Annotated in this window: 18 protein-coding genes; 5 read left to right on the top strand and 13 right to left on the bottom strand. The window is 63.4% G+C overall.

Annotation, left to right across the window (positions count from 1 at the left end; translation table 11 throughout):
• Nucleotides 1-93: 93 nt before the first annotated feature.
• Together Q9Q94_RS11820 and Q9Q94_RS11815 are read right to left on the bottom strand one after the other, a co-directional pair.
• On the bottom strand, nucleotides 94-819 hold the full coding sequence (locus tag Q9Q94_RS11820; RefSeq protein ID WP_305980260.1) for an ABC transporter ATP-binding protein: 726 nt from the start codon (nucleotides 817-819) through the stop codon (nucleotides 94-96).
• Nucleotides 816-2,012 carry an efflux RND transporter periplasmic adaptor subunit gene (locus Q9Q94_RS11815; RefSeq protein WP_305980259.1) on the bottom strand — a complete coding sequence of 399 codons (1,197 nt, stop codon included), beginning with the start codon at nucleotides 2,010-2,012 and terminating at the stop codon, nucleotides 816-818. Before Q9Q94_RS11815 ends, Q9Q94_RS11820 begins: the two co-directional genes overlap by 4 nt.
• A 139-nt stretch (nucleotides 2,013-2,151) precedes the next feature.
• Between Q9Q94_RS11815 and Q9Q94_RS11810 the strand changes: the two genes are divergently transcribed.
• Nucleotides 2,152-3,150 carry an alpha/beta hydrolase gene (locus Q9Q94_RS11810; protein WP_305980258.1) on the top strand — a complete coding sequence of 333 codons (999 nt, stop codon included), beginning with the start codon at nucleotides 2,152-2,154 and terminating at the stop codon, nucleotides 3,148-3,150.
• Complete coding sequence (gene queF / locus Q9Q94_RS11805) at nucleotides 3,147-3,986, top strand: NADPH-dependent 7-cyano-7-deazaguanine reductase QueF (RefSeq protein WP_305980257.1); 840 nt, start codon at nucleotides 3,147-3,149, stop codon at nucleotides 3,984-3,986. Before Q9Q94_RS11810 ends, queF begins: the two co-directional genes overlap by 4 nt.
• A gap of 160 nt (nucleotides 3,987-4,146) precedes the next feature.
• On the opposite strand, the gene Q9Q94_RS11800 is transcribed toward queF, so the two are convergent.
• The 7 genes from Q9Q94_RS11800 to tsaE all read right to left on the bottom strand — a co-directional run bounded on the left by Q9Q94_RS11800 (nucleotide 4,147) and on the right by tsaE (nucleotide 11,276).
• On the bottom strand, nucleotides 4,147-5,052 hold the full coding sequence (locus Q9Q94_RS11800) for a hypothetical protein (RefSeq protein WP_305980256.1): 906 nt from the start codon (nucleotides 5,050-5,052) through the stop codon (nucleotides 4,147-4,149).
• A gap of 3 nt (nucleotides 5,053-5,055) precedes the next feature.
• Entirely contained in the window at nucleotides 5,056-5,625 is a 570-nt protein-coding gene (locus Q9Q94_RS11795) for a LemA family protein (RefSeq protein WP_305980255.1), read from the bottom strand.
• 22 nt (nucleotides 5,626-5,647) lie between these two features.
• Nucleotides 5,648-6,355: a fumarylacetoacetate hydrolase family protein gene (locus tag Q9Q94_RS11790; RefSeq protein WP_305980254.1), complete on the bottom strand. Its 708-nt coding sequence runs from the start codon at nucleotides 6,353-6,355 to the stop codon at nucleotides 5,648-5,650.
• Nucleotides 6,356-6,373: 18 nt separating this feature from the next.
• The gene (locus Q9Q94_RS11785) at nucleotides 6,374-7,525 is read right to left on the bottom strand and encodes a dienelactone hydrolase family protein (RefSeq protein ID WP_305980253.1); all 1,152 of its coding nucleotides are present in this window, start codon (nucleotides 7,523-7,525) and stop codon (nucleotides 6,374-6,376) included.
• 214 nt (nucleotides 7,526-7,739) lie between these two features.
• Nucleotides 7,740-9,239: a M48 family metallopeptidase gene (locus tag Q9Q94_RS11780; protein ID WP_305980252.1), complete on the bottom strand. Its 1,500-nt coding sequence runs from the start codon at nucleotides 9,237-9,239 to the stop codon at nucleotides 7,740-7,742.
• Nucleotides 9,240-9,477: 238 nt separating this feature from the next.
• Nucleotides 9,478-10,848, bottom strand: coding sequence for an N-acetylmuramoyl-L-alanine amidase (locus Q9Q94_RS11775; RefSeq protein WP_371929842.1), 1,371 nt, complete (start codon nucleotides 10,846-10,848; stop codon nucleotides 9,478-9,480).
• Nucleotides 10,818-11,276, bottom strand: a complete 459-nt coding sequence (gene tsaE, locus Q9Q94_RS11770) for a tRNA (adenosine(37)-N6)-threonylcarbamoyltransferase complex ATPase subunit type 1 TsaE (RefSeq protein WP_305980293.1) — start codon at nucleotides 11,274-11,276, stop codon at nucleotides 10,818-10,820. Before tsaE ends, Q9Q94_RS11775 begins: the two co-directional genes overlap by 31 nt.
• A gap of 147 nt (nucleotides 11,277-11,423) precedes the next feature.
• Between tsaE and queG the strand changes: the two genes are divergently transcribed.
• A complete protein-coding gene (gene queG, locus Q9Q94_RS11765) occupies nucleotides 11,424-12,524 on the top strand; it encodes a tRNA epoxyqueuosine(34) reductase QueG (protein ID WP_305980251.1) in 1,101 nt (366 codons plus the stop codon).
• Nucleotides 12,525-12,541: 17 nt separating this feature from the next.
• Here queG and Q9Q94_RS11760 read toward each other — a convergent pair whose 3' ends face one another.
• Together Q9Q94_RS11760 and Q9Q94_RS11755 are read right to left on the bottom strand one after the other, a co-directional pair.
• Entirely contained in the window at nucleotides 12,542-13,846 is a 1,305-nt protein-coding gene (locus tag Q9Q94_RS11760) for an NAD(P)/FAD-dependent oxidoreductase (protein WP_305980250.1), read from the bottom strand.
• 153 nt (nucleotides 13,847-13,999) lie between these two features.
• Entirely contained in the window at nucleotides 14,000-14,593 is a 594-nt protein-coding gene (locus Q9Q94_RS11755) for a DUF2239 family protein (protein ID WP_305980249.1), read from the bottom strand.
• Between the two features lie 243 nt (nucleotides 14,594-14,836).
• On the opposite strand from Q9Q94_RS11755, the gene Q9Q94_RS11750 reads away from it, so the two are divergent.
• Together Q9Q94_RS11750 and Q9Q94_RS11745 are read left to right on the top strand one after the other, a co-directional pair.
• Nucleotides 14,837-15,163, top strand: coding sequence for a DUF2322 family protein (locus Q9Q94_RS11750; protein ID WP_305980292.1), 327 nt, complete (start codon nucleotides 14,837-14,839; stop codon nucleotides 15,161-15,163).
• 73 nt (nucleotides 15,164-15,236) lie between these two features.
• Nucleotides 15,237-15,686: a cytochrome c gene (locus Q9Q94_RS11745; RefSeq protein ID WP_305980248.1), complete on the top strand. Its 450-nt coding sequence runs from the start codon at nucleotides 15,237-15,239 to the stop codon at nucleotides 15,684-15,686.
• Nucleotides 15,687-15,758: 72 nt separating this feature from the next.
• Here the strand turns inward: Q9Q94_RS11745 and Q9Q94_RS11740 are convergent, their stop codons facing one another.
• Both Q9Q94_RS11740 and secF read right to left on the bottom strand, forming a co-directional pair.
• The gene (locus Q9Q94_RS11740; protein WP_305980247.1) at nucleotides 15,759-16,448 is read right to left on the bottom strand and encodes a cytochrome b/b6 domain-containing protein; all 690 of its coding nucleotides are present in this window, start codon (nucleotides 16,446-16,448) and stop codon (nucleotides 15,759-15,761) included.
• 105 nt (nucleotides 16,449-16,553) lie between these two features.
• Entirely contained in the window at nucleotides 16,554-17,570 is a 1,017-nt protein-coding gene (gene secF / locus Q9Q94_RS11735) for a protein translocase subunit SecF (protein ID WP_305980246.1), read from the bottom strand.
• Nucleotides 17,571-17,580 lie beyond the last annotated feature (10 nt).

The following is a 17,580-nucleotide window of genomic DNA, read 5'->3' as shown; positions in this document are numbered from 1 at the left end:
AGCAGGTCTGGTTAAAAAAGAACCCCCGGAGACCCCGGGGGTTTTGTTTTTCCAGCCTGGCCTGGGAGGCGTGACCCAGTCCGGGAGCCCGGACTAGCGGTTTTCGACCAGCGCGGACAGTTCGCCTTTTTCCAGATGCCGCACGGCGCGCGCGGCGTTGGCGGCATGGCCGTCGTGGGTGACCATGATGATGGTTTTGCCCAGATCCCGGTTCAGACGATCCAGCAGACCGAGAACTTCTTCGCCAGATTTGCGATCGAGGTCGCCGGTGGGTTCGTCGGCAACGATGAGGGTCGGGTCGCTGACAATCGCCCGGGCTATCGCCACGCGCTGCAACTGGCCGCCGGAAAGCTCCGAAGGGTAGTGTTTGACGCGATCGGACAGACCGACCAGCGACAGCGCGGTCAGTGCGCGTTCGCGGCGTTCGCGGCGCGGCAGAGGGGTGAGCTGGAGTGGCAGCTCCACATTCTCCAGAGCGGTGAGCACCGGCATCAGATTGTAGAACTGGAAGATGAAGCCGATATGGCGGGCGCGCCAGTCGGCGAGTCCCGTGTCATCCAGCTGTGCAATGTCGACGCCATCGACCACGATGCTGCCGGTGTTGGGTTGGTCCAGCCCGGCGATGAGGTTGAGCAGGGTGGATTTGCCCGAGCCGGAGGGACCCATCAACGCGAGATATTCGCCGCGCGCGATGTCGAAATGAATGTCGCTGAGCACCGGCACTTCTTCGTGGCCACGCACATAGAATTTGCTGACGTGCTCGATCCGGATGACGGCTTCGGTGGCGCTGCTGGGGGAGGCCGGGCCGCTTGCGCTCACGATTTCTTCTCCACCACCTTGCCGCCATCCTGCAGCCTGGCTGAAGGGTTGAGGATGACGATATCACCGGCCTGCAGCCCGCTTTTCACTTCGATCAGGTCACCGAGCCTGTCGCCCGTGCTGACGGGGAGTGTGCGAGCGATGCCGTCCCGGAAGACAAAGACCTTGCCCTCGACCACCGCGGCAGGATTCACGGCCAGGCGTGGTGTGCGTTCGTCCGGCCTGAGCGGGCGCTCCAGGAAGGCAACCCTGGCACTCATGTCGGGCAGTACGCGAGCGTCCTTCTCGTCGAAGCGGATCTTGAACTTGACGGTTGCCTTGCTTCGATCCACGGTTGGCACGATGCGCGAAACGCGGCCGAGCAAGCGCAGCTCGGGCAGGGCGTCGAGCTGGATTTCCACCGGCTGGTCGACGCGGGCTCTGGCAAGGTTTGTTTCGGAAACGTCGGCCTCGATTTCCAGCGTGGACAGATCGGCCATGGTGACGACAGCGGCCTTGGAATTGCTGCTGGCCGAAAGCGGTGTGACCACATCCCCCACATCGGCCTGCTTGGTGAGTACCACCCCGGCGAAGGGGGCGCGGATCACGGAGTTGTCGAGCGTCACCCTGATCTCGGCCACGGCGGCCAGGCTGGCGCGCACGGCCGCCTGCTGCGCGGCAATCGTGGCACGGGCCTGTTGGGCACGGTTTTGCGCGGCATCGACGGCGGCCTGGGCAACGAAGCCCTGGGCCTTCAGGTCTTGCTGACGCTTGAGGTTGAAATCGGCGTCCATCTGCTCGGCTTCGCCCTGCTTGACGCGTGCGCGGGCGGATTCCACGTCAGCTTCGCGTTGCGCAAGCTGGGCGCGGATGTCGGCGTTTTCCATGCGTGCGATGACTTCACCGGCGCGTACCGGGCTGCCTTCGCGCACGCCCAGCCATTCGAGCCGGCCGGTGGTCTTGCTGGCGACGGAGGCCTTGGTGTCGGCCACGACGTAGCCGGTGGCGTTTAGGGCCGTTATGCCTTGCGAAGGCCAGGCTTGCGCGACACGGGCAGTTTCGACCTCCAGCGCCTGGCGGCTGCTGAGGGCAAAGCCAGCGGCGACGAGGGCCACGACAAGGGCTCCGACGAACCAGGGTTTGCGTGATGGGCCACGTTTGCGAGCGGGTGCGCTGCGGTCGATCTTGAGCGTTTCGAGAGCATCCTGCGACATGGTGCTTATGCCTTCGTGATGGATGAGGGATTGTACGGGAGGAACGCTCCGGGGGTGAGGAGGCAATCCGGCCAACTTCCGGCTTCCCGCTTTCCCTGCCGGCCCCGTAAAATCCAGCCTCGCCTTCCGGATTATCCCCATGCCGCTGGACCCCCGCGCCGCCGCCTTGCTTGCCATGCTTCACCGCATTGATGCGCCGCGCCTGCACGAATTGCCGGTGGAGGTGGCACGGCGCAGTTTTTACAAGTTGATGTACGCCTATCGCGAGGAGCCGGAGGCGGTTTCCGCCGTGACGGATATCGAAATCCCGCGCCGTGAGCATGCGGGCGGCCCGCTCCTGGCGCGCGTCTATCGCCCCGCGGGAGCCTTGCCGGGCGTGGCCCTGCCGGTGATGCTGTGGCTGCACGGCGGAGGCTGGACGCTGGGCGACCTGGCCAGCTACGACCCCTGGTGCCGGGCGCTGGCGAATGTGTGTGACGTCGCTGTGCTCGCGCTGGATTATCGTCTGGCGCCGGAATATCAGTTTCCGGCGGGGGTCGATGATGCCTGGTTCGCTCTGAAATGGCTGGTGCGCGAGGCCCCCAGGCTGCATCTGGATGCGGACGGGATCAGCGTCGGCGGGGATTCGGCGGGCGGCACGCTGGCGGCGGTGCTGGCGCTGATGGCGCGTGATGCAGGCGGTCCGGCGCTGCGCCATCAGTTGCTGATCTATCCGGCGACGGATCTGATGAGCGAATTCGAGAGTGCCCGGCGCTATGGTGCGGGGCATTTTCTGGAGCGCGAGACGATGCTCTGGTTCCAGCACAACTATTTTGCCCGTGAGCTGGAGAAATTCGACTGGCGCGCTTCCCCGGCGCTGGCTGCGAGCCACGCCGGGCTGCCGCCGGCGCTGGTGATCACGGCCGAGTGCGACCCGCTGGCGGATGATGGCGCGGCCTATGCGGAGAAGCTCAAGGCTGCCGGCGTGGCCGCGCGTCATCTACAGTTCGAGGGCATGGTGCATGGCTTCGTGACCATGTTCAAATTGTTTGCCGAGACGCGGGTGGCGCTGAACGAGATCGCTGCGGCCCTGCGTGCGGCCCGGATGACGCAGGGGCGGCCGACGCCGCCGCTGCATGAAACACAGGAATTGTCATGAACGAAACGCGTGTACCCGAAAACTCTCCGCTGGGCCGTGCCACCGATTACTGCAGCGAATACGCGCCGCACTTGCTCTTCCCGATTCCGCGCCAGCAAAAGCGCGACGAACTGGGCCTGCAACCGGATTCCCTGCCTTTCATGGGCGAGGATCTGTGGAATGCCTACGAGCTCTCCTGGCTCAATCCGCGTGGCAAGCCGGTGGTGGCGATCGGCGAATTCCGCGTGCCGGCGCATTCGCCGCGCCTGATCGAATCCAAATCATTGAAGCTGTATCTGAACTCCTTCAACCAGACGCGCATGGACAATGCCGAAGCGGTGTCGGCGACGATTGCCCGCGATCTGTCCGGGGCTGCAGGAGGGAGTGTGCAGGTGCTGATCACGCCGCTGGAACGCAAGCCGCGCCGTGCAATGGGCTATGTGCAGGGCGTGTGTCTGGATGGGCAGGATATCGAGGTGACCCAGTACTCCCCGCAGCCGGATCTGCTGCGCGCCGATGCCGCGCGCGAGGTGCGGGACGAATGGCTGTTCTCGCATCTGCTCAAGTCGAACTGCCTCGTCACCGGCCAGCCGGACTGGGGCACGGTGGTGATCCGCTACAGCGGCGCGGCGCTGGATCGCGAGGCGCTCTTGCGCTACATCATCTCGTTCCGTGAGCACAACGAATTCCACGAGCAATGCGTGGAGCGCATCTTCACCGACATCCTGCGCCAGTGCGCGCCGCGCGAGCTGGCGGTGTGGGCGCGTTACACCCGGCGTGGCGGGCTGGACATCAACCCTTTCCGCAGCAATCGGGCGGACTGGACGGCGGACACGCTGTTCGAGGTCCGGCAGTAGCTATTTAAGGGTTGCGTTCTTCGGGTATCTGGAGAGCCGCTTCCGGCGGACTTCTTCAGATAACCTGCCTGAAGAGCCTTATCCGGAGCGGGTTTTGAGGTGTGTGCCGCGAAAAGCCTTGTCAGAGGAGGCTCTCCGGCCATCGTATCCCAGATACGCCTCAAGGATGCGTTGCCATCCAGGCGGTGATGATCAGGGCGAGCAGCGCCAGCGCCAGCGTCATCCGGGCCTGCCACTGGTAGCGGCGGGCCACCTGCTCCGGGGCGTGATCGGAAATAACGAAGGGGCGCCCGTCGGGTGGGGCGACCAGGGTGTGGTAATCGGGGAAGTCGGCAACGGCCTGACGCTCCTGCTCGACTTCCTGGCGTGCGGCGGCACGCGCCTGTTCCCATTCATTCAGGTCCAGTTCGCCGTTGCCGTCGGCGTCAAAGCGCCGGGCAATTCCCATGTCTTTCCAGTCGGCGAGTTTTTCGCGCAGTGCCACGTTGATGGCCGGGTGATCATCGGCCGGACGGCGCGTCACGAAGTGGCCCATGGCGTGCAGGCGTGTGCCGGGAATCAGCAGCCATTGCGTGCTGCGGCGATCGCCAACGGTGCTCGTATCCTTGTGCACGGCTTCGATCTTCGCGCCCGCCGGATCAATCGTGCAGCGGGCACCATCGGCGCCTTCGAGGATGAAGGAGGCGTCGCTGGTTTCGTCTGTTTCGGTCCGCCAGTCACCGTCGCTGTCTTTGACCTGCACCTGCATCCGGTACCACAGGCAGGGCAGGAAGTTGAAAGGCGAGCGCAGCGGCTCGCCGGGCAGGGCCCGACCGATGCCTTCGATGGCAATGTAGCCCTGCGGCGCCGAGCTGATGGGCGCGCCGGGTGTATCGGTGTAATGGCGGTAGCGCCGGTAGGCAAAGGTCCAGGCGATGAGCGCGATGGCGGCCAGCATCAGGGTGAGGTGCCAGGGCTGCAGTTCGGCCGCCCGTGCGCCGATGAACAGGGCGAACAGCAGGACGCCGAGCAGGGCCGGCAGCAGACCCCGGGTGAGCAGGGTCTGGACATCTGGCAGACTGGACACGGATCAGCCCTTGAAGAGTTGTCCCATGTCGACGTCGCTCTTCTCGCTGGCAGCGAATTCGAGCAGCGGCTTGAGTTCGAAATTGAACAGGCGGGCGATCAGCGCATCGGGGAATTGTTCGACCCGCACATTGTTGAGGTTCACCGTCTCGTTGTAGAGCTCGCGGCGGTCGGCAATGGTGTTTTCCAGCCCGCTGATGCGTTGCTGCAACTGCTTGAAGTGCTCGCTGGTTCGCAGCTCCGGGTAGGCCTCGGCGACGGCGAAGAGCTGGCCCAGGCCGGCCCGCAGCGCCCCTTCGGCAGTGCCCAGGGCTGGAATGTCCTGAGCTGCGCGGGCGGTGGCGACGCCGGCGCGGGCGGCGATCACGCGCTCCAGCGTGGCTTGCTCGAACTGCTGGTACTGCTTGCAGACCTCGACCAGCTTGGGCAGTTCGTCATGGCGCTGCTTGAGCAGCACGTCAATGTTGGCCCAGGCGCGGGCTACGTTGTGTTTGAGGGTGACCAGGCCGTTGTAGAGCAGCATGCCGTAGGTCAGTACGACGATCAGTAAGCCGAGTGCGATCCAGCCTGCCATGTAGGTGTCTCCCGTGAGTGATTCAGGCGCAGGGTGCGCCGATATGGATGCTCAGCGTGCCGAGCCCGTCAATGCTGCCTACCAGTGTATCGCCAGTCTGCACCGGGCCGACGCCGGCGGGCGTGCCGGTGAGGATGATATCGCCAGCCTGCAGCTCGAAGAGCCGGGACAGGTGCGCAATGATGTGCGGTACATCCCAGATCATCGCCTTGAGGTCGGCGTCCTGTTTTGTTTCACCGTTCACGGTCAGATGGATGCGCCCGGCATCCGGATGACCGACTTGGGCGACCGGATGAATCGTGCCGCACGGGGCCGAATGATCGAAGGCCTTGGCGACATCCCACGGGCCGGCTCTGGAGGTGAGCTGTTTCTGCAGGTCGCGGCGGGTCATGTCGAGCGCCACGGCGTAGCCGAAGACATGCTCGAGCGCGGTCTCGGCGGGGATGTTGTAGCCGCCCGACTGCAGGGCCACGGCCAGTTCGAGTTCGAAATGGTAGTTCTCCGTGGCGCTGGCGTAGGGGATGGTTGCGCCGTCCTGTTCGATGGCGTCCCGCGGTTTGGTGAAGAAGATCGGCGGCTCCTTCTCGTCATTGCCCAGCTCGCGGATGTGGTCGAGGTAGTTGCGCCCCACGCAGTAGATGCGGCGCACCGGGAAACGGGCCGCCGAGCCGGCGACCGGCAGCGAAGCGACGGCAGGAAGGGGGACGACATAGTCGGGGGTGGCGCTCATGTAAAACTCCAGAGTGTTTCAGGGTTGCCAGACCACGTCATTATCTACCGCATACAGCTTGCAGGGGTTGCCGCTCTTGCGCTGGCAATTGGCCAGGGTGCGCGAGAGCAAATCGTCCTTGCCGCTGGCCCAGCCCCAGTTGCCTTGCGGGCTCAGGGCAAAGGCCCGCGGTGCGGCCTTGTCCAGGAACGCGGCGTAGCCCGTGGCAAGGCTGTTCTGGCTCAGATAGGGCACCTTGTCGAGCGCCTCGACCGGGCTGGCGGGCCGGGCCGGAGGCTTCGACAACAGGCCGGGTTGATTGAAGCCGAAGCGCCGCAGCCAGTCATCCAGAAAGGGTTGCCAGAGATCGTTGCCGGCAGCGAAGAGGGTGTGCCCATTGTCGCCAAAGGCGGGCAGGAGGCGGTATTCGGCCACCCCGCCGCTGGCCGTGAAGGCCGCGTGCCAGGCCTGCGAATGGGCCGGATTGAAATAGCGGTCGTTTTCCGTGTAGATCCACAGCATCGGCGCTCTGGCGGTTTTGCCGAATTCGCCATAGAGGCGTTCCAGTGCCGCGGGGTTGCAGGGCTCGCCGGGGTGGGTGTCGGGTCGTCCGCCATGCCCGCCGGCAAAGTTGATGGCTGCGATGAGCCCCGGAATGTTCTGTGCCGTCGCGGCGACCGTGCTGATGCCACCGACTGACTGACCGACGAGCAGCAGGCGCCCGGGGTCGATCCAGCGTTCCTCGCGCAGGCGTTTTACGGTGGCGGCGATCTGGCTGGCCGAGGCGGCCATGGCCACGTCGTAGCGGGCGAGGCTGCATTGCCGGCCATTGCTTTCGGGGTCGCCGGCGGTTGCGGTATCGCCATAACCCAGGCGTGTCGGTACCGCTACGGCGAAGCCCTTGCGCACGAAATAACGGGCCGCGGACTCGAAGCGCGAGCGGCCGACTTCTGCGCGCTTCTGGCTGTCCCGCCCATGACTGATCACCACCAGTGGAAAGGGGCCATCGCCGGCCGGTTTGAAGGTGGTGACAAGGATTTCGCCGCGCGTTTCCACGTTGTTGAGGTCACGTGCGGTGACTGGCAGGCGAATGATGGCTTCGTTGATGTCGCGATGCAGAAGCTCCTCTGCCCGCAGGGAACCACCGCTCAGCAGGCTCAGGGCCAGACTCAGACAGAACAGTTGGCGCATGGATTGATGCAGGAATCGCGAAGACGTGGCGAAGGCGTGATTACAGCATGCCCGGTGAGCTCTGTGCAGGATAGCCTGAAGACCCGCACCCGGCGGGCCTGAGCGGGCAGGCCGTGCGCACAGCAAGGATGCAGGCGGGTCTTCATGGCAGGGGGCTGGGAATGCTTGCTGTGAGCGGCTTTCCGGGCAACATACAGCGCCTGAAAACTGAAACTCAGGCGCTGTGCAGGCGCGTCAGGCGCTGCCAGTAGGTGCTGGCCCGGTCGGCGTCACCGCGCGCTTCGTAGAACGCGGCGGCCTGGGTGGTGGCCTCTTCGGCCAGGCTGCGATCGCGCTGCATGGCCAGCTCCAGATAGCGAATGGTCGTCTCGTCGCCCAGCCCGTGGAGGATGCGTGCCGCGGCCAGTGCGGCGGTGGCCGGGCCGTGCGGATGGTCTGCGGCCTGACGCAGCAGGGGCAGGGCTTCGTCGGCGCGGTTCAGGGTCTCCAGCGCGAGAGCGTAGTGGCTCAGCTCTTCCGGGCTGAGATTGTTCAGCGCGTGGTTTTCGGTGCGCACGACGGTTTCCTTGGCCGAGCTGACCGTGTGGAAGCGTTCGCGCCAGCGTGCCCCGTTGTGCTGTTGCCAGAGGCCATCGAAGGCATGCTGCAATTCTGCCAGGCTGTCGCCAAGCAGGGCCTGGGCGGCGCTGTGGGTGGCTTCAGGGGGCAGCTCACAGGGAGTGTGCAGGGCCAGGATGCGTTCGCGCAGACAGGGATGCGTGTCATCGTTCGCCGTGTCGCGACGCAATTCCTCGCTCAGCCAGCGCTCGGCCTGTTTCTCTTCCAGTCCCAGATGCAGGGCGGTGCGCATCGAGCCGTGCGGCAGGAAGGGCGGGTTCAGGTGGCGATCGGCCCGGCTCCACAGATCGGGCCAGAAGCGGTCGTTGATGAAGCGGCCGCGTACGGCAATCGCGATCAGCGCATCCGCCATGGTGCGCGGCCCGACGATGGTGGCGGCGAGGCGATCGGCCTCGTATTCATCCTGCCGGGCCAGCACAAAGCTGTAAGCGTTGAAAAACGGGATGTACCAGCGCAGGAAACGGGTCAGCAGCAGATTGCCGAAACCATCGCCGTCGCGGAACGCGTCATGCACATGCATCCATACCGTGCGGATGCGGTAGATCCAGGTGCCGAGCTGGCCGTGGCGGCTGGACAGGTGGCCGAACTCGTGTGCCAGGATGGCTGCGAACTCCTTGCGGGAGAGTGCCTGCAGCATGGGCAGGCCGATGATCAGGACGTTGCGGTGCCAGCCCAGGATACCCAGACGCGGGATCTGCATGATCGAGGTGTTGAACGCATCGTTGAGGATGACCTGATCGATCTGCGGGCAGCGCGCCTTGTCACGGATCTTTTCGATCATGGCGAAGAGCTTGGGTGCGGTGTCGGCGTTCAGTATCCGGCCCTGCGGTTGCGGAATTTTCACCCACAGGGCTGGCAGCAGCAGCAGGGACACCAGACCGCCCAGAAGCCCGACGCGCAAGGCACCGAAAAAATCACCCGAAGCGGCCTGCCAGATGGCCCACAGCAGACTGCTGACCGCCAGACCCGTGATCAGGAAGATGTAGGCGTAGCCGAGTGCCGCAAGCAGGGCGACCTTGAGGCGGTAAGTCCCCGGTGCGGCCTTGCTTTGTTTTTCCAGGCGCGCAACGAGGCGCTGGAGTTCCCGTTTGTTCATTGTTCATCAGCACATTTTTATCTGCAGATGAATCAGCAAGCGGTATGCCACGCTCGCCACCGTCTTGCGGCGTGACGAATTTCACGTTTATGCCGGTTTTGGCGAGATGGTGGTGTGACAATGCGGGGACGGACGTGACGCTAAACGTCACTTTCTGCAACGCTGAGGGCGTCCGCCGGTGATCGTCTGGCAGGGCGCGCGGATCGCGCGCAGGGTGCCGCTGGTCCTGTGATTAGGCTCAGTCCTTCAGGGCGATCTTGTTGCGGGTCAGCGGCGGATTTTTGGCGAAATAGCGCTTGATGCCGCGCAGCATGGCTTCGGCCATCTTGTCCTGATAAGCATCGTCGGTCAGGCGCTTCTCTTCTTCCGGGTTCGAGATGAAGGCCGTCTCGACCAGCATCGAGGGGATGTCCGGCGCCTTGAGCACGGCGAAGCTGGCCTGCTCGACCTCGCCCTTGTGCAACTGGTTGATGCCGCCCAGCTCGCCGAGCACGGCTTTCGCCACCTTCATGCTGTCGTTCAGGGTGGCGGTCTGCGATAGATCGAGCAGGGTCTTGGCCAGATGGCTGTCCTTCACCCCCAGATTGACCCCGCCGATCAGATCAGCCGAGTTTTCCTTGTTGGCCAGCCAGCGCGCTGCCGTGCTCGTCGCTCCGCGGTCTGACAGCACGAAGACCGAACTGCCGCGCGCCTCGGGCTTGATGAAGGCGTCGGCGTGGATCGAGACGAACAGATCGGCCTGCACCCGGCGGGCCTTTTCGACGCGTTGGCCGAGCGGCACGAAGAAGTCCGCGTCACGCGTGAGCATGGCGCGCATGTTCGGTTCGGCGTCGATCTTCGCTTTGAGGCGGCGAGCGATATCCAGGGTGACGGTTTTTTCGTAGGTGCCGCGCGCGCCGATGGCGCCGGGGTCTTCGCCGCCGTGGCCGGGGTCAAGCGCGATGGTGATCAGACGCAGGTCCTGCCCGCTGCGCCGCACCGGGCGGTCGTTTGCCGCAGGGGTAGCTGGAGAGCGGCTACTGTCGCGGTTGACACGGAAGGGGTTGTCGTCAGCCGCGCCAGTATTGGCTTGTGGGCCTGTGTAGCCGAGTACCGCATCTTCGGGCGAGTGTTTCTCGATCAGTGCCAGGAGCGGATCAAGCTCCACCGCCGGATACAGATCGAGGACCAGGCGGTGACCATAGCTGCCGGCCGGTGGCAGCGAAAAAATCTGCGGCTTGATCTCGGCCTTCAGTTCCACGACCAGACGTACCACACCAGGCCGGTTGCGCCCGGCGCGGATCAGCTTGATATAGGGATCGGCTTCGGAAATCTTGTCCGGCAGGCTGGCGAGCACGCTGTCGAATTCGACGCCTTCCAGATCGACCACCAGCCGCTCCGGATTCTTCACGATCTGGTGGCTGAACTTCAGTGCTTCGGCGCCTTCCAGCGTGATCCGGGTGTAGTCGCGTGAAGGCCACACGCGTACGGCGATCAGACGCGGGTTGCCCTGTGCCATGCCTGTCGGCGTGACCAGCAGGGTCATCAGCAGGGCGCCGGCCTTGAGCGCGCGCCTGCGCGACAGATCCGGCGGCGGGGTCAGCAGGGAAGGGTGACGTGCTTCAGACATTCGATGCCTCGGGGGCTGTGCGCTTCAACGCGTGCTGCACGGCCATCGCCGGCAACCTGCAGATGGATTTCCAGATCGGCGGGTGGTACGTAGGGCAGGGCCTTGTCGGCCCATTCGACGAGGCACACGCCGGCGCCGCCAAAGTACTCTTCCAGTCCCGCTTCAAGAAATTCATCTGGAGTATTGAATCTATAGAAATCAAAGTGATACAGCGCAATTCTAGAAACAGCATAAACTTCAAGCAAGGTGTACGTGGGGCTTTTTACACTTCCCTGATGCCCCAGGGCACGCAGCAGCCCGCGTGTCAGTGTCGTCTTGCCGGCCCCCAGGTCGCCCGACAGCCAGATCACCAATCCCGGCATGAGCGCGGGTGCCAGCGCGGCGCCGAAGGCTTCAGTGGTCTCTGCATCGGCAAGAAAGGTGAGCATCAGTGAATACTCCGATTGTGTTGCAGCGTTGTTCAAGCAAAACAGCGTTTTGCTGATCAAACATGTGCGGCGTCGAAATTTTCTTTCGTGCCTTGTCCGGCCCCGATCTGAAACTTTTCGGAGCCTTCAGCAAGTATGATCTGCGGCGTGATTCATCCCGCTCATCCATCCATTGACGTGTCGACGCTGGTCCAGGACATCCGCACCTGGGGCCTGGAACTCGGCTTCTCTGCCGTCGGGGTGACTGATGTTGATCTCCGCTCGGCCGAACAGGGGCTGCTCGACTGGCTTGCTGCCGGCTTTCACGGCGGGATGGATTATATGGCCCGCCACGGTCTGAAACGCGCCCGACCGGCAGAACTTGTGCCCGGTACGACCAGCATCATCTCCGTGCGTATGGATTACTGGCCTGAACCGGATCTTGCTCAGGCCCGTGCGGTGCAGGCTGATGGAGCGCGCGCGGCGATCTCGCGCTACGCGCTGGGACGCGACTACCACAAGGTTTTGCGCAATCGTCTGCAGAAGCTGGCCGAGCGGATCGGTGTGGCCGTCGGCGAATACGGCCATCGCGTTTTCGTCGATTCCGCCCCTGTGCTGGAGGTGGCGCTCGCCAGCCGCGCCGGGTTGGGCTGGCGTGGCAAGCACACCTTGCTGCTGACGCGCGAAGCCGGCTCGCTGTTCTTCCTTGGCGAGATATATGTCGATCTCGCCTTGCCGCCTGACGCCCCGCAAACCGGCCACTGCGGCAGCTGCTCGGCCTGCATCCCGGCGTGCCCGACCGGGGCCATCGTCGCGCCTTACCAGCTGGATGCGCGGCGCTGCATTTCCTACCTCACCATTGAGCATGCCGGCCCCATTCCCGAAGAGCTGCGTCCGCTCATCGGCAATCGTGTCTACGGCTGTGACGATTGCCAGCTGGCCTGTCCATGGAACCGCTTTGCCCGGCCCGCACACGAGGCGGATTTTGCCGTGCGCAACGGACTGGACCGCGCCACGCTGGTTGAGCTTTTTGCCTGGAGCGAAGAGAACTTCAAGATCCGTCTGGCTGGCTCGCCCATTCACCGCATCGGCCATGAGCGCTGGCTGCGCAACCTCGCTGTCGGGCTGGGCAACGCTCCCTCCACGCCAGCCGTGATCGCCGCGTTACAGGCCCGCGCCGATGATCCATCGGCACTGGTCCGCGAGCATGTAGCCTGGGCACTGGCGCGCCATGTGAAACAGCCCGTCGGCACGCTTCACAAGCCTTGAAGGCATTCTCCGGCAGCTCAATTACTTTTTGTCGTCGCGGCGTGCTTGCCGGGAACGCGCAGCATTCCGGTGATCAAGCGGGCGCCGCGCTTGAAGGTCAGGAAAGACCACAGCCAGCCCAGCGTCACTGCTACGCGGTTACGGAAATCGATCAGGAAGAAGATGTGGGCGATGCCCCACAACCACCAGGCCAGCGAGCCCCGCAAACGGATCCAGCCGAAATCGGCGACCGCCGCGTTGCGACCAATGGTGGCCAGATTGCCGTAGTTGCGATAGCGGAACGGTCCCGGCAAGGGAAAGCCACTGAGCCGGCGTGAGATCATGTCTCCCACGTAATTGCCCGCCTGCTTCGCCGCGGGCGCGACGCCGGGTACGACCTTCCCGGCTGCGTCCGTCAGGCTGGCGGTGTCACCGATTGCGAACACGCCTTCATGACCCGGCACGCTGAAGTCCGGGCCGACCAGTACCCGTCCGGCACGATCCGCCGCTGCGCCAAGCCAGCCGGCCGCTGGTGAGGCTTGCACGCCCGCTGCCCACAGGATGGTGGCGGCAGGCACGTGTTCTGCACCGATCACCACCCCGTCGGCATCGCAGTCCATCACGCGCGCATCGACCCGCACGCTTACCCCCAGCTTCTCCAATGACTGCTTTGCCGCTTCAGACAGCTCGGGCGTGAAGCTGGGCAGAATGCGCGGTCCGGCTTCGACCAGTATTACTCGCGCCTTGCGCGGATCGATGCGACGGAAGTCCTTGGCCAGCGCGGCCCGCGCGAGTTCGATGATGGAGCCAGCCAGTTCTACGCCGGTTGGTCCGCCGCCCACGATCACGATGGTGAGATGGGCATCGCGCTCGGCGATGTCCGTGGCCATCTCGGCGCGCTCGAAAGCCCATAGCAAGCGCCGCCTGATGCTGGTTGCATCGTCGATGGTCTTCAGGCCCGGCGCGAAAGACTCCCAGTGATCATTGCCGAAATAGGCGTGACGCGCACCGGTAGCGAGGATCAGATAATCATAAGAGATCGAGCCGCTGCGGACGCCATTGTCGATGCTCACGCTGCGAGCTGCAGAATCGATGCCGGTCACGGTTCCCAGTACCACTGTGACGTTGCGCTGGCTGGAGAGGATGCTGCGCACAGGCCCGGCGATGTCTGCGGGCGACAGGCTCGCCGTGGCGACCTGATACAGCAGCGGCTGGAAAACGTGATGATTGCGCTGGTCCACCAGCACGATATCAACTTCTGCGCTGGCCAGGGCCCGTGCGGCGGAGAGGCCCCCGAAACCGGCCCCGACAATGATGATGAGTGGCTTTTTTCGATCATTCATGGGAGTGGTTCCTTGAAAGGCGCAGTCGGGCCGGGGGGCAGCCGCTTTATGGTATGGGGTAAACCCTATATGAAACGGAGAAAAGGCACACTCTGCGGTGCAGCAGCGCGGGAGCAGGACGTCACCGGTACCCAGGCGACTTGCTCTGCTCCATCAATCTTCACGCGCTTCATAGGCGTCGTTCTGGGCTGTTTCCAGCAAGGTTTCCGCGTGCTCGCGCAGGTCCATTGGCCAGGTTGCCATATGTGAGCGGGCCGCATCGAACTGGCCGGCGAACAGCGCGCGGGTTGCCTCCTCGAAGCCGGGCAGATTGCCTCCCATGGTGAGCATGAAGGAGTGGCAAACCTCGAGTGAAATGCGCGCCTTGTCGCGGGCACGGCTCGCACGGCTGGCTGTTTCCACCAGTTTGCGCAATGCCACCGAGGCGCCGCCGGGCTGGCTCGCCAGCCAGTCCCAATGACGGGGCAGCAAAGTGATTTCGCGTGCGACGACGCCCAGCTTCGGGCGTCCCGGGCCGGTTTTTCCGGCTGGCGTGGTAGCCACCGTCATGATCGGGGCGAGGCGGGCCAGTGCGTCGTCGACGGTTCCGCGCAGGTCCAGATCAATGCAGTGGCCGGTGGCGTTGTCGAAGACCTGATAGCTCAAATCAGGATCTGTGGCCATTTCGGTCTTGAGTGCGCGCACGATGCTGGCAAGCTCGCCAGAGGCGAGTCGGCGCTGAGCGGCAAAAGCGGTGTAGGCATGCATGATTTAATCCGGGTAAAAACAAAGATGCGCCATTTAACCCGGGTATAAATGGCGAGTCAAGTTTTATCCGGGTAAATTTTAAAAGGCTGCAGGATCAGGCTGGAATGATTGCCGGGGCAGATACATCTGAAGACCCGCTTGCGACGGGCGTCTCCAGAGGCGCCCGCCGATCAGGCAGGCTGCATGCGCTTCTTCGGGCAAGGCGCTAGAATCCCTGCACCCCTTGGCTCTTATTTGATAAAAATGGCTTTCGCAGACAATCTCAAGCAACTCCCGGGCGTGTCGCACCTTGCGGCTCTTCAGCTCCTTGATGGTGAAGGGCAGGAAATTGCCCTCATCGAACACAAACCCGGCCAGATCGGTTCGCTGGCGGTGTATAACCATCTGGCCCAGTTCTACGGTGCGATCACCGCAGAGGCTGCCAGCAAGGGCCTGGAACTTTATGCTGAACATACTGAGGACGCACGCCAGAATCCCGGCAAGCATCCGAACATCGACCGGCTGCTGAAAATAGCCGGCGGCGGGAACGTTTTGCGCGTCCGGCATGTCTTTGCAACATCTGCTGACTGATGTCGGCAGGAAATGATGGGTACCGCCCCTGGTATCCGATGACTACAGCAGTGCCAACCACAGAGGGAACTCCATGAAAATCAAGAATGTCATCGTATTGGTCGCTGCCAGCCTTGGCGCTTCGGCCGTTCTGGCCCAGGCCAAACCGGAAGACCAGATCAAGTATCGTCAGGCCGCCATGACGGTGACTGCCCGCAGCGTGGGCGTGCTGAACGCCATGGCCAAGGGTGACGTGCCGTTCAACAAGGACGTGGCCCAACGCCATGCGGCGACGATTGCAAGCCTGTCGGATCTGCCGCTGGCCGCCGGGGCATATGGTCCGGGGACTGACAAGGGCGCGCCGACCAAGGCAGATCCGAAGGTCTGGAGCGAGGCGGACAAGTTCAAGGCCGCGTTCGACAAGTTCACACTTGCAGCGCGCGCGCTGCCGGCCGCATCTGCCGATCAAGGTACGCTGAAGACGGCTCTGGCTGACCTGGGCAAGACCTGCAAGGGCTGCCACGATGACTACCGTATGAAGTAAGCGTCTTGGCCGCAGGCCGAAAAAAAGCCGATGCAGATGCATCGGCTTTTTCATGCGCGAAGAGTTTGTCGCTCAGCTTTGCGTGACCAGCACCCAGACTGCTGCCGCGCTGAGCATGAAGGCCAGCAGGCCCAGCCAGATGGAGCCGCCGCGTGTTTCAGGAATGAGCGTTTCCGCCGGCACATCCTTGTTGCCGGTGATCATCGGCGGAATCAGGTTGTCACGTTTGACGAGGCGGTAGAACACGATCGCAGCGAGATGCAGGCCGATCAGGGTGATGAGGATGCCGGCATTGGCTTCATGCAACTCGCCAAGCAGATGGGCGGTTCCCTCGCTGATGTGCTTGAACAAGGGGCCTTCCATCATGATCTCATCGGTGATGAAGAGCCCGGAGCCCGCCTGGAACAGCAGTACGGCAAGCATCGCCAGCACCGACAGGGCGCCCAGCGGATTGTGGCCAATGGACGGCCCCTTGTGATCCTTCATGTGCCGCAGATAATCAATGATGACGCCAGGGCTGCGGACGAAGCTTGCGAAGCGTGCATGCCTGCCGCCAATGAAGCCCCACAGCAGACGGAAGATGAGCAGGGTCAGTACGCCAAAGCCGAAGCGTTTGTGCCACTCCATGGCATCGCCAAGCTGATCGGCAAGATTCACGCTGACGATCGCTCCGAGTACACAGGCCAGCAGTGCCCAGTGAAAAAACCGCAGGGGCAGGTCCCAGATCTTGATGCGGCGCGTAGCGGGGGTGGTTTCGGTCATGACGGGTTACCTTGTGCGTGCAGATTCCGCATCATCGCAGAAGCGCAGGAAAAGAAAAACGGCTCCACGCGGGAGCCGTTGTTGCGAAAAGTGAAACAGTCGTGATCAGACGACGGCTTCTTCCTTCTCGACCTTCTGCTTGATGAACTGCTCGCGCGATACGCCCAGCCACATGACCAGAGGGCTGGCGACCAGCACCGAGGAGTAAATGCCGAAGCAGATGCCGATGGTCAGCGCAATCGCGAAGTAGTGCAGGGTCGGGCCACCGAACAGCAGCATCGATAACACCATCATCTGCGTGCAACCGTGAGTGATGATGGTGCGTGAGATGGTGGTGGTGATGGCGTGGTCCAGCACCTGCGGGACGCTCAGACCACGCATGCGGCTGTTGCGGAACGTTTCACGGACCCGGTCAAACACGATCACGGACTCGTTGACCGAGTAGCCCAGCACCGCCAGCACCGCGGCCAGCACGGGCAGCGAGAACTCCCACTGGAAGAACGCGAAGCAGCCCAGAATGATGACCACGTCGTGCAGGTTGGCAATGATCGCGGAAACGGCAAAGCGCCATTCAAAGCGGAACGCCAGATAGATCACGATGCCGACGATCACCATCAGCATGGCCATTGCGCCATCGGTGGCGAGTTCCTTGCCTACCTGCGGCCCGACAAACTCGACACGGCTGATGCTGGCGACCTCGGTGTTCTGTGCCGAGAAGCATGTCTCCTTGGTCAGCGACTCGCCTTTCGGCCCGGTGCTCTGGGTGCTGCGGACAACGCCCGGGGCGCTGCACAAGGTATTGAAAACGGCTGCCGACACCTTCGAGGCGTTTTCATTGTTCTTGTTCGGCACGCGCACCATGATGTCGCGCGAGGAGCCGTAGGTCTGGACCACTGCATCGATGTAGCCTGCCTTGCTCAGGGTTTCGCGCAGGGGCTCGACTTGCGGCGCTTCGACGTAGGTCAGCTGAACCTCGGTACCGCCGGTGAACTCCACCGATACGTGCAGACCCTTGTAGAACAGGAAGAACACAGCCAGCAGGAAAGTGATCAGCGAAATCGCGTTGAATATCAGCGCGTGACGCATGAACGGGATGTCTTTACGGATGCGGAACAATTCCATGTTGTTTCTC

It is taken from the genome of Uliginosibacterium sp. 31-16 (assembly GCF_030730865.1).
GTDB lineage: Bacteria > Pseudomonadota > Gammaproteobacteria > Burkholderiales > Rhodocyclaceae > Uliginosibacterium.
Note: the sequence above shows the minus strand (reverse complement) of the source record. Positions and strands in the feature narration are given on the sequence as shown.

Bases quoted from the DNA above. Each gene is read 5' to 3' on its own strand.
- Q9Q94_RS11810 (WP_305980258.1), top strand. From the start codon at position 2,152: ATGCCGCTGGACCCCCGCGCCGCCGCCTTGCTTGCCATGCTTCACCGC.
- tsaE (WP_305980293.1), bottom strand. From the start codon at position 11,276: ATGCTCACCTTTCTTGCCGATGCAGAGACCACTGAAGCCTTCGGCGCC.
- Q9Q94_RS11780 (WP_305980252.1), bottom strand. From the start codon at position 9,239: ATGAACAAACGGGAACTCCAGCGCCTCGTTGCGCGCCTGGAAAAACAA.
- Q9Q94_RS11740 (WP_305980247.1), bottom strand. From the start codon at position 16,448: ATGACCGAAACCACCCCCGCTACGCGCCGCATCAAGATCTGGGACCTG.
- queF (WP_305980257.1), top strand. From the start codon at position 3,147: ATGAACGAAACGCGTGTACCCGAAAACTCTCCGCTGGGCCGTGCCACC.
- Q9Q94_RS11755 (WP_305980249.1), bottom strand. From the start codon at position 14,593: ATGCATGCCTACACCGCTTTTGCCGCTCAGCGCCGACTCGCCTCTGGC.
- Q9Q94_RS11760 (WP_305980250.1), bottom strand. From the start codon at position 13,846: ATGAATGATCGAAAAAAGCCACTCATCATCATTGTCGGGGCCGGTTTC.
- Q9Q94_RS11795 (WP_305980255.1), bottom strand. From the start codon at position 5,625: ATGGCAGGCTGGATCGCACTCGGCTTACTGATCGTCGTACTGACCTAC.
- Q9Q94_RS11815 (WP_305980259.1), bottom strand. From the start codon at position 2,012: ATGTCGCAGGATGCTCTCGAAACGCTCAAGATCGACCGCAGCGCACCC.
- Q9Q94_RS11790 (WP_305980254.1), bottom strand. From the start codon at position 6,355: ATGAGCGCCACCCCCGACTATGTCGTCCCCCTTCCTGCCGTCGCTTCG.
- Q9Q94_RS11750 (WP_305980292.1), top strand. From the start codon at position 14,837: ATGGCTTTCGCAGACAATCTCAAGCAACTCCCGGGCGTGTCGCACCTT.
- Q9Q94_RS11775 (WP_371929842.1), bottom strand. From the start codon at position 10,848: ATGTCTGAAGCACGTCACCCTTCCCTGCTGACCCCGCCGCCGGATCTG.
- secF (WP_305980246.1), bottom strand. From the start codon at position 17,570: ATGGAATTGTTCCGCATCCGTAAAGACATCCCGTTCATGCGTCACGCG.
- Q9Q94_RS11785 (WP_305980253.1), bottom strand. From the start codon at position 7,525: ATGCGCCAACTGTTCTGTCTGAGTCTGGCCCTGAGCCTGCTGAGCGGT.
- Q9Q94_RS11745 (WP_305980248.1), top strand. From the start codon at position 15,237: ATGAAAATCAAGAATGTCATCGTATTGGTCGCTGCCAGCCTTGGCGCT.